The 8,965-nt window shown below is 70.4% G+C and carries 10 protein-coding genes; 6 read left to right on the top strand and 4 right to left on the bottom strand.

Annotated elements, in window-relative coordinates; all coding sequences use genetic code 11:
• Nucleotides 1–440 precede the first annotated feature (440 nt).
• Both RDU12_RS08500 and RDU12_RS08495 read left to right on the top strand, forming a co-directional pair.
• The gene (locus RDU12_RS08500) at nucleotides 441–2,837 is read left to right on the top strand and encodes a M1 family aminopeptidase (protein WP_374990202.1); all 2,397 of its coding nucleotides are present in this window, start codon (nucleotides 441–443) and stop codon (nucleotides 2,835–2,837) included.
• A 4-nt stretch (nucleotides 2,838–2,841) separates the two neighbouring features.
• Complete coding sequence (locus RDU12_RS08495; RefSeq protein WP_308684440.1) at nucleotides 2,842–3,336, top strand: DUF6702 family protein; 495 nt, start codon at nucleotides 2,842–2,844, stop codon at nucleotides 3,334–3,336.
• Here the strand turns inward: RDU12_RS08495 and RDU12_RS08490 are convergent.
• Nucleotides 3,333–3,569: a helix-turn-helix transcriptional regulator gene (locus RDU12_RS08490; protein WP_300293229.1), complete on the bottom strand. Its 237-nt coding sequence runs from the start codon at nucleotides 3,567–3,569 to the stop codon at nucleotides 3,333–3,335. The genes RDU12_RS08495 and RDU12_RS08490 overlap by 4 nt on opposite strands.
• A complete protein-coding gene (locus tag RDU12_RS08485; RefSeq protein WP_300293227.1) occupies nucleotides 3,569–4,069 on the bottom strand; it encodes a DUF2975 domain-containing protein in 501 nt (166 codons plus the stop codon). Before RDU12_RS08485 ends, RDU12_RS08490 begins: the two co-directional genes overlap by 1 nt.
• A 99-nt stretch (nucleotides 4,070–4,168) precedes the next feature.
• On the opposite strand from RDU12_RS08485, the gene RDU12_RS08480 reads away from it, so the two are divergent.
• The 4 genes from RDU12_RS08480 to RDU12_RS08465 all read left to right on the top strand — a co-directional run bounded on the left by RDU12_RS08480 (nucleotide 4,169) and on the right by RDU12_RS08465 (nucleotide 6,771).
• The gene (locus tag RDU12_RS08480; protein ID WP_308684439.1) at nucleotides 4,169–5,122 is read left to right on the top strand and encodes an ABC transporter ATP-binding protein; all 954 of its coding nucleotides are present in this window, start codon (nucleotides 4,169–4,171) and stop codon (nucleotides 5,120–5,122) included.
• A complete protein-coding gene (locus RDU12_RS08475; protein ID WP_300293051.1) occupies nucleotides 5,122–5,862 on the top strand; it encodes an ABC transporter permease in 741 nt (246 codons plus the stop codon). The genes RDU12_RS08480 and RDU12_RS08475 overlap by 1 nt, the downstream gene beginning before the upstream one ends.
• A 160-nt stretch (nucleotides 5,863–6,022) precedes the next feature.
• A complete protein-coding gene (locus tag RDU12_RS08470; protein ID WP_300293049.1) occupies nucleotides 6,023–6,361 on the top strand; it encodes a VOC family protein in 339 nt (112 codons plus the stop codon).
• The gene (locus tag RDU12_RS08465) at nucleotides 6,346–6,771 is read left to right on the top strand and encodes a YkgJ family cysteine cluster protein (protein WP_300293047.1); all 426 of its coding nucleotides are present in this window, start codon (nucleotides 6,346–6,348) and stop codon (nucleotides 6,769–6,771) included. Before RDU12_RS08470 ends, RDU12_RS08465 begins: the two co-directional genes overlap by 16 nt.
• On the opposite strand, the gene RDU12_RS08460 is transcribed toward RDU12_RS08465, so the two are convergent.
• Complete coding sequence (locus RDU12_RS08460) at nucleotides 6,768–7,130, bottom strand: hypothetical protein (protein ID WP_308684438.1); 363 nt, start codon at nucleotides 7,128–7,130, stop codon at nucleotides 6,768–6,770. The two genes, RDU12_RS08465 and RDU12_RS08460, sit on opposite strands and share 4 nt — an antisense overlap.
• Before the next feature lie 686 nt (nucleotides 7,131–7,816).
• Complete coding sequence (cydB, locus tag RDU12_RS08455) at nucleotides 7,817–8,842, bottom strand: cytochrome d ubiquinol oxidase subunit II (protein ID WP_300290707.1); 1,026 nt, start codon at nucleotides 8,840–8,842, stop codon at nucleotides 7,817–7,819.
• Nucleotides 8,843–8,965: the final 123 nt, after the last annotated feature.

Here is an 8,965-nt window from a genome sequence, read left to right as displayed (position 1 = left end):
GTTTTGTGACAATCGGACTATAATTTCGCGGATCGCCAGCACAGCGTCACGGCCCTCGCGAGCCAGGGTTCACCACGAAGGACACAACGGATTCACAAAGGACACGACGGGGCCGGCGGGTCGCGGCTCCCGTCAGGGAGACGCCATGGGATCGGATGGCGGGCAAGGCCCGCGAAGGGTCCCGGGAGCTCGCTCCCGTCGTGTCCTTTGCGCCTTCTTCGTGGTCTTTGTGATGAACCGGCCATCGGCGCCGCAGATGGTCGCACCGGGCGAACCGGCGGTGGCCGTGGGCTGCGACCGGGCGGCCGTCTGGCCCGCTTTGGCGACGGCGTCGGGCGCGCGGCTCGGGTGGATTACACAGACGTAATCTCCGGCGTCTTGCGCGCCCCTGCGGCCCGGCTAAGGTCGCCGCGCCTCTTCCAGAAAACGGACGGTTACCCATGCGCGTCGGACTGTTGCTCGCTTCCGTGGCGGGCGTTTCCCTGATGGCGCAGGCCGCGCTCGCCCAGCAGAGCATCGGGCCGATCGACCAGTCCAAAGGCAGTTTCGAGGACAAGTTCCGCCAGTTCGAGGGCGAGGACTGGCCGACCCCGACGGACTACCGCAACGCCTCGGGGGCGCCGGGGCACCGCTACTGGCAGCAGCAGGTCGACTACGACATCGACGTGTCGCTGGACGAAGGCCGGCGGACGCTGACCGGCCGCGAGGCGGTGACCTACACCAACAACTCGCCGGACGCCCTGGGCTATCTGTGGCTGCTGCTGGACCAGCAGAACTATCGCCGCGATTCGCTGGCCGAGCGCAGCCGGACCTACGGCAACTCCGAGACCGTCAGCGTCAACGAGATCCGGCGCATCGAGCGGTTCCAGGATTGGGAAGGCGGGTTCAACGACCTGCGCATCACCGGGCCGGACGGCCAGGCCGTGCCGTTCACCATCGTGGATTCGATGCTGCGGGTCGAACTGCCGCGGCCGCTGGCGACCGGCCAGAGCTTCACCTTCACCATCGATTTCACCCTGCCCATGCCGGAGACCAACGTCGTCGGCGGCCGCAGCGGCTACGAATGTTTCACCAAGGCGCACGAGGACGGCAACTGCATCTTCCTGGCGGCGCAGTGGTTCCCGCGGCTGGCGGTCTATTCGGACTATGAGGGCTGGCATAATGCGCAGTTCCTCGGCTCGGGCGAGTTCACCCTGGAGTTCGGCGACTACGACGTCTCGATCACCGCGCCGGCCGATCACGTGGTGGCCGCGACGGGCGAGCTGCAGAACCCGGACATCCTGAACGCCGAACAGCGCGCGCGGCTGGACCGGGCCCGGAGCGCCGACGAGCCGGTCTATATCGTCACGCCGCAGGAGGCCGCCGCGGCCGAGTCGCGGCCGGCCCGGTCGGGCACCCGGACGTGGAATTTCAGCGCCGACAATGTGCGCGACTTCGGCTGGGCCTCGAGCCGGAAATTCATCTGGGACGCCATGGGCGTCGACCAGCAGAGCGCCGAGCATCCGGTGGTCATGGCCATGTCCTTCTATCCGAAGGAGGCCCGGCCGCTGTGGGACGCCTATTCGACCAAGTCGATCGCCCACACCCTGGACGTCTACAACCAGTTCGCCTTCACCTATCCCTACCCCACGGCGCAGTCGGTCAACGGGCCGGTCGGCGGGATGGAATATCCGATGATCACCTTCAACGGGCCGCGGCCCGTGCGGGCGGACGACGGAAGCCTGACCTATACCGAGCGGGCCAAGAACGGGCTGATCGGCGTGGTCATCCACGAGGTCGGCCACACCTATTTCCCGATGATCGTCAACTCGGACGAGCGCCAGTGGACGTGGATGGACGAGGGGCTGAACAGCTTCCTGCAGTTCCAGGCCGAGAAGCTGTGGGATCATGATTTCCCGGCCCGGGGCGAGCCCAAGGACATCGTCGAATACATGGTCAGCCAGGACCAGGTGCCGGTGATGACCCACTCGGACAGCCTGCTGCAGTTCGGCAACAACGCCTACGCCAAGCCGGCCACGGCGCTGGTGATCCTGCGCGAGACGGTGCTGGGCCGCGAGCTGTTCGACCGGGCGTTCCGAGAGTACGCCCAGCGCTGGGCCTTCAAGCGGCCCACGCCCTATGACTTCTTCCGCACCATGGAGGAGAGCTCGGGCGTCGACCTCGACTGGTTCTGGCGCGGCTGGTTCTATTCGACCGACCATGTCGACATCGCGCTGGAAGGCGTGACGGCGGCGCGGCTGGAGAGCGCCGATCCGGAGGTCCGCGCCCGCGCCGCCCGCGACCGGTTCGAGGCCGAGCCGGGCTCGCTGACGGCGGCGCGCAACCAGGACATCGAGACCGTGGTCGAGCGCGATCCGGCGACGCGGGACTTCTACAACCAGACCGACCGGTTCACGGTGACGGCCCAGCAGCGCCGCGACGCCGAGGCCGCGGCGCGCAAGGCGGACGAGGACCGGCGCGCGGCCCAGGGCTTCGACGACAACATCTACCGCTTCACCTTCCGCAACGTCGGCGGCCTGGTGATGCCGGTGATCCTGAAGCTGACCTATTCGGACGGATCGGACGAGACGATCCGCATCCCGGCCGAGGTCTGGCGGCGCAACAGCCGGCAGGTGGTGTGGCAGCACGTCTCGTCGAAGACCCTGACCGGGGCCGAGATCGACCCGCTGTGGGAGACCGCCGACGCCGACCGGAACAACAATTTCTATCCGCAACGCATCGACGCGCGGTCGCTGCGACTGTCGCCGGCGCCGCCGCCGGGAGAGAACCGGATGCGCGACTCCGACGTCGAGGTCAGCCCGGACTCGACCGCGTCCCGCGTGCGGCGCAGGGACTGACCTGATGTTGAAGCGGATCGTCCTGACCGCGGCCCTGATCGCCGCCATGGCCTCCCCCGCCCTCGCCCATCGCGGGCACGGGGGGCTGACGGTGATCGAGATCGACCCGGGCTCCGGCGCCGTCAGCGTCAGTCACCGGTTCGCGGCGCACGACGTCGAGCCGGCCCTGCCGAGCATCGCGCCGGAGGCCCAGCCCAGCCTCGACGATCCGCGCGCCGTGGCCGATCTGGAGACGCATCTGGGGGCGCGCTTCCGCGTGGCGGTGGACGGGGCGCCGGTGACGGTCAGCCATGCCGATACGGTGCTGGCCGGGGACAATGTGCGCGTGAACTTCGCCGGCGAGACGACGGACCGGGCGATCGCGGCGGTGACCGTCGATCTCGACTTCTTTCCGGGCGTGCACGACGACCAGGAGCAGCAGGTCAATGTGCGGATCAGCGGGGTGACGCGGACGGTGGTGTTCCGCCCCGGCTCCGAAGCCCAGACGGTGACCTTCTAGTCCTCCTCCGCCGCCAGCAGGTCCGACGGGTCGAAGTCGTAGTCGAGCAGGTCGCCCGGCTTGCAGTCGAGGGCGGCGCAAAGCTTGGCCAGGGTGCGGAAGCGGATGCCCTTGACCTTGCCCGAGCGGAACAGCGACAGCTGGGTCTCCGACAGGCCGACCTCGGCGGCGAGGTCGCGGGCCTTGAGGCCCTTCTTCACGATCAGATGGTCGAGGGTGACGCGGATCGGCATCAGATCATCTCGTCCAGCTCGGCCTGGACCTTGTCGGCCTGCTCCATGACGCCGCCGAGCAGGAACAGGGCGCCGCCGATCATGCCGAGGGTCATGCCGGCGACGTCGAAATAGGCGAAGCCCCCTCGCCCGTCCTCGAGCAGGCGCATGACGTTGGTGACGCCGAAGACGCTGAGCAATCCGCCGAAACCGAGGGCGAGACCGACCCGCCGCAGGGCGTGGACGAGGGTCGGCTGGATCAGCCGCCCTTTCGAAAGCTGGCCCATGGCCGCGCCGATCGACCAGACGGCGAACAGATAGAAGACCGTGGGCAGGGCCCAGACAATCTGGGCCAGCCAGCGGGTCGGGGACTCGGGATAGTCGCCGCGGGCCAGCAGCAGGCCGGGCGCGAGCACGTACATCAGCGCCAGCAGGGCGCCGACGCTGACGACCATGAACACCGCCAGCCAGCGGAACTGGGCGCAGCGGCGGCGGAAGCGGTCGGTGGCGGCCTGGCTCACGGGCGAATCTCCGGGTCGGAAAGCTGTCTTATCTTTAATCTTGACTTAAAGACGCGAGGTTTGCAACTTTATGTCCGAGTTAAACGAAACGAGAGCGCCATGCCCGCCGCCATCGAGACCCGGGACCTGACCCGCCGCTTCAAACGCCATCTGGCCGTCGACGCCGTGTCGATGACGGTGCCGGACCAGGCCGTCTATGGCTTCCTCGGCCGCAACGGGGCGGGCAAGACCACGACGCTGAAAATGCTGCTGGGGCTGATCCGGCCGACGGGCGGAGCCGCCCTGGTCTGCGGCGTCGACGTGGCCCGTGACCGGATCGGGGCGGCGAGGAAGGTCGGGGCGCTGCTGGAGGCGCACGGCTTCTACGGCAATCTGTCGGGGCGCGAGAACCTGGATCTGACCCGCAGCCTGCTGGGCCTGCCGAAGACCGAGATCGACCGGGTGCTGGAGGTGGTCGAGATGCGCGAGCACGCGCGGCGCCGGGTCTCGGACTATTCGCTGGGCATGCGGCAGAGGCTGGGGCTGGCCCGGGCCATGCTGGGCGCGCCGCCGGTGCTGGTGCTGGACGAGCCGACCAACGGGCTGGATCCCGACGGCATCGCCGACATGCGGCGCTTCCTGCGCGCCCTGCCCGAGCGGACCGGGGCGACGGTGCTGCTGTCCAGCCACCTGCTGGGCGAGATCGAGCAGACGGCGACGCATGTGGGCATCCTCAGCCACGGCAAGCTGGTGCTGGAGGGCGAGCTGGGCCGGCTGAAGGCCGACCTGGCCCCGGAGATCGCGCTGCAGACCGACGACGCGGTGCGGGCGACGGCGCTGGCGCGGGCGCGCGGCTTCGACGTGATGGCGGCGGAGGACGGCCTGGTCGCGCGGCTGAAGCCGGGCGAGGACGCCCGCACCGCCTCGGCCTCGCTGAACCGGGCCCTGATCGAGGCCGACATCGCCGTGTTCGCCATCGGCGCGCGGTCGCGCTCGCTGGAAGGCATCTACCGCGAGGTTTCGCCGCCCGCCGCCCCCTCTGTCACCGCCAAGGCCCAGCCGGAGTTCGCCTGATGACCGCCTCTCCCCTTTTCGCGCCCCTGTTCGTCGAGGCGCGCAAGCTGAACCGCTCGCTGGCGGCCGTGCTGGCCGCAGCCGCACCGTCGCTGATCGCCATCTTCATCTTCTTCAACATGCTGCGCGGCAAGGCGGCGGCGCCGTGGGACATGTGGATGGGCAGCGCCTCGGGCATCTGGGCCTTCTTCATGCTGCCGATGAGCGTCACGGCCCTGACGGCGCTGGTGGCGCACATGGAGCACGGGCCGAAGTCGTGGGACCACCTGCGCGCCCTGCCCCTGCCCCGCTGGCGGCTGTACGCGGCCAAGATGGCCTGCGTGCTGGCGGTCGTGGCGGTGATGAGCGCCGCGGTGCTGGCGATGAGCTGGGGCGCGGTCGCCCTGGCGACGGCGGTCAAGCCGCAGCTGCAGCCGACCGGGACGTTCGAACTGGCGACCTATGCGGCCACCCTGGGCAAGATGTATCTGGCCGCCCTGCTGATGATCTCGATCCAGCTGTGGGTCGCCCTGCGCTACGCCAGCTTCGTGCCGGCGCTGGCGGTCGGGATCGGCGGGACCTTCTTCTCGGTGGTGGCGACGTCAGCGAAACAGGGCGTCTTCTTCCCGTGGCAGATGCCGGTGAACATGCTGGCCGCCGAGGCGTGGCGGGTCCAGACGGCGCTCGGGCTGGGCCTCGGGCTGGGGGTCGTGGCGCTGGCCGCCGCCCTGATCCACCTGAGCCGGCGCGAGGTGCTCTGAGGCCCGCCGATCCCCGTGCATGAGGCGCGCCAGGGCCGCGCTTCCGGTGAGCTGCACGATCATCCCCGCCTCCGTTATTTGCGAATCGTTCGCAGATTGCGCAGGGCGGGGCGGCGTGGCAAGCCCGAAGGGTCGGTGGCGATCGACAGGAGCACCTGCCATGCATGAAGACGGCAAGCTGGACTATCTCGAACTGCCGGGCGGCGACCTGCCCGCGACCAAGGCCTTCTATGGCGAGGCCTTCGGCTGGAAATTCATCGACTACGGACCGGAATACGCCTCGTTCAACGAGGGACTGGACGGCGGGTTCGACGCCCAGGCGGACGGGGTGCGGACGCCCCTGCCGGTGCTGTTCGCCCGCGACCTGGAGGCCATGCAGGCCAGGGTCGAGGCGGCGGGCGGGGCGATCGTCCGGCCGATCTTCGCCTTCCCCGGCGGGCGGCGGTTCCACTTTCGCGACCCGGCGGGCAATGAGCTGGCGGTTTGGTCGGAGACCTGAGCCCGCCCGAAAAGACCTGCGGCGACTGCGGCCTGTGCTGCAAGCTGATGGGGGTGACGGCGCTGGCGAAGCCCGCGGGCAAATGGTGCGGTCATTTCTCGAAGGCGGGCGGCTGCGCGGTCTATGAGACGCGGCCCGGCGACTGCCGGGTGTTCAACTGCCTGTGGCTGCTGACCGACGCCCTGGGGCCGGAGTGGAAGCCGACCGTGGCGGGGTTCGTTCTGCACAGCGAACAGGGCGGGGCGCGGCTGATCGTCGAGTCCGACCCGGCGCGGCCGCATGACTGGCGACGCGAGCCCTATCAGGCGACGCTGCGGCGCTGGGCGGCGGCGGGGCAGGAAGTGCTGGTGTTCGCGGGCAAGCGCGGGGTGCGCCTCGGCGCCCCCGACAGCGCCGTTCGCCGCGTCTAGCGTACGTCGACCGACTGGGCGATGCGCTCGGCCAGGGCGCGATCGGCGCCCTCGAGGCTCATGGTCCAGACGTGGATTTCGCGCGGGGTTGCGCCCTCGCGCTGGAACAGGTGTTCGCGGGCGTGGCGCGCGCCGTCCTCGGTTGCGACCACGGAAGCCCGGCCGCCGGCCTCGACCATCTCGCCGCTGTAGATCGGAAACTGCGACGCGGGGCCGGCGTAGATCATGGCGAAGGAGCGGTCGCCGCGGCGGATGGTGTAGATCCTGAAGTCCGGGCCGGGGCGGCCGGTGACCAGTTCGAACCCGGCCGGCAGCTCGACCGAGAACGGCAGGGCGGCGCGGGCGGCGGCGTCCAGCACGGTGACGGCGGGGGCGGTCGGCGGCGGGGGAGTCTCGACGGCGGGCGCGGACTCGGGCGGCCGGAGGCTTTCGAGCGGGACACTGGCGGGTGGTTCCGTGGTCGCCGGGACGGGGATGGCGCTCCCCGGAGGCGTGATGGGAGCCGTGCGCGGACGCGGCGAAGGCTCAACGGGGATGGGGACAACGCGCGACGGCTGCAGGTCCGCCGGCGCCTGGAACGGTTCTGGAATCGTGAACCGCTCGCTGTCGGACCGCGGGGGCGGGGCGGCCGGCGGCGTCTGCGCCCGCCGCCGGGGGCGGGGTGACGGTTCGGGCGGGCGCCGGAGCGGGCGGGGTCGCCTCCGCCGGAGGAGTCTCGGGCTCGGCGACGGGCTCGGGCGCGAGATAGTCCGCGGGGCGCGGGGGGCCGCTGTTGAGGCTGCTGGTGATGTCGGCGCCGGGCGGCGGAGTCTGCGGAGGGCTCTGGGGCACGGCCTGCGGGGCCGTGGCGAGCAGCAGGGCGGCGGCGGATGCGGCGGTGATCATGGGGCGGACTGTCGCGCCTCAGCCCATGAACGGCAAGGCCCTGAGCGCATAGGCGACCGCGGCGGTCACGGCCGAGGCGGCGACGGCGAGGCCCACGAACCACGCCAGCCGCTTCCACAGGGGCCCGGAGGTCTCGCCCGGTTCCGGGGGCGGTTCGATTCTAATGATAGCCGGACTCCGGCGTGACCTTGCCGCGGAACACCCAGTAGACCCAGCCGGTATAGGCGAGGATCAGCGGCAGGATCGCCGCCGTGCCGACCAGCATCAGGCCCAGCGCGTTGTCGGGCGCGGCCCCGGCCCGGAAGTCCACCGCATAGGGCACGACATAGGGGAAGAAGCCGACGGCCAGCCCCACGTATCCGGACAGGAACACCAGCACCGCGCCGAGGAAGGGCCAGGCGTGCGAGCCGCGCGCGACGCCGACGGCCACCGTGGCCAGTCCGGCCAGGCCCAGCAGCGGGATGACGCTGAGCGGCAGGAAGTGGCCGAGGTCCAGCCCCGACCCGGTCCAGCCCCAGCGCTCGGCGACGAGCGGGTGCACCACCAGGGTCGACAGGCTGACGGCGAGCAGGAACAGGGCCGTCAGGACGCCCGAGATCACCGCCCAGCGGCGGGCGTCGCCGTGCAGGGCGTCGGTCGTCTTCCACATCAGCCAGGCCGCGCCGAGCAGGGCGTAACCGCACACCAGCCCCGCCGCGACCAACAGGGTGTAGGGGGTGAACCAGTCGAAGGTCCCGCCGGCGAAGCGGTCGTCGACGACCTCGACCCCCTGGATGAAGCCGCCGAGGATCAGGCCCTGAGCGAAGGCGGCGAGGATCGAGCCGAAGGCGAACATGGCGGTCCAGAAGGGCCGGCCGCGGCGCTGGCCCCGGAAGCGGAACTCGAAGGCCACGCCGCGCAGGATCAGCCCCGCCAGCATCAGGATCACCGGCAGGTAGAAGGCCGGCATCACGATCGAATAGGCCAGGGGGAAGGCCGCCAGCAGGCCGCCGCCGCCGAGCACCAGCCAGGTCTCGTTGCCGTCCCAGACGGGGGCGACGGTGTTCATCATCACGTCCCGGTCCTCCTGCGAACGCGAGAACGGAAACAGGATGCCGACGCCGAGGTCGAAGCCGTCCAGCAGCACATAGAGCAGCACGGCGACGGCGATCAGCCCGGCCCAGATGAGGGGAAGGTCGAGGCTCATTTCGGATCTCCCGGCGTTTCGTCGGGGGCGGCCGCGAGCGGCGTGCCGGGCGCGCGCAGGCCTTCGGGCGAGGGCTCCACCTCGCCGACGACGGGGCCTTCGTCGAGCAGACGCAGGATGTAG

Origin of the sequence: Brevundimonas sp., from assembly GCF_031082345.1 — a bacterium.
In the GTDB taxonomy this organism is placed as follows: domain Bacteria; phylum Pseudomonadota; class Alphaproteobacteria; order Caulobacterales; family Caulobacteraceae; genus Brevundimonas.
Note: the sequence above shows the minus strand (reverse complement) of the source record. Positions and strands in the feature narration are given on the sequence as shown.

Coding starts and splice junctions, on each gene's coding strand:
- RDU12_RS08480 (WP_308684439.1), top strand. CDS start 4,169: ATGCCCGCCGCCATCGAGACCCGGGACCTGACCCGCCGCTTCAAACGC.
- cydB (WP_300290707.1), bottom strand. CDS start 8,842: ATGAGCCTCGACCTTCCCCTCATCTGGGCCGGGCTGATCGCCGTCGCC.
- RDU12_RS08495 (WP_308684440.1), top strand. CDS start 2,842: ATGTTGAAGCGGATCGTCCTGACCGCGGCCCTGATCGCCGCCATGGCC.
- RDU12_RS08475 (WP_300293051.1), top strand. CDS start 5,122: ATGACCGCCTCTCCCCTTTTCGCGCCCCTGTTCGTCGAGGCGCGCAAG.
- RDU12_RS08470 (WP_300293049.1), top strand. CDS start 6,023: ATGCATGAAGACGGCAAGCTGGACTATCTCGAACTGCCGGGCGGCGAC.
- RDU12_RS08490 (WP_300293229.1), bottom strand. CDS start 3,569: ATGCCGATCCGCGTCACCCTCGACCATCTGATCGTGAAGAAGGGCCTC.
- RDU12_RS08500 (WP_374990202.1), top strand. CDS start 441: ATGCGCGTCGGACTGTTGCTCGCTTCCGTGGCGGGCGTTTCCCTGATG.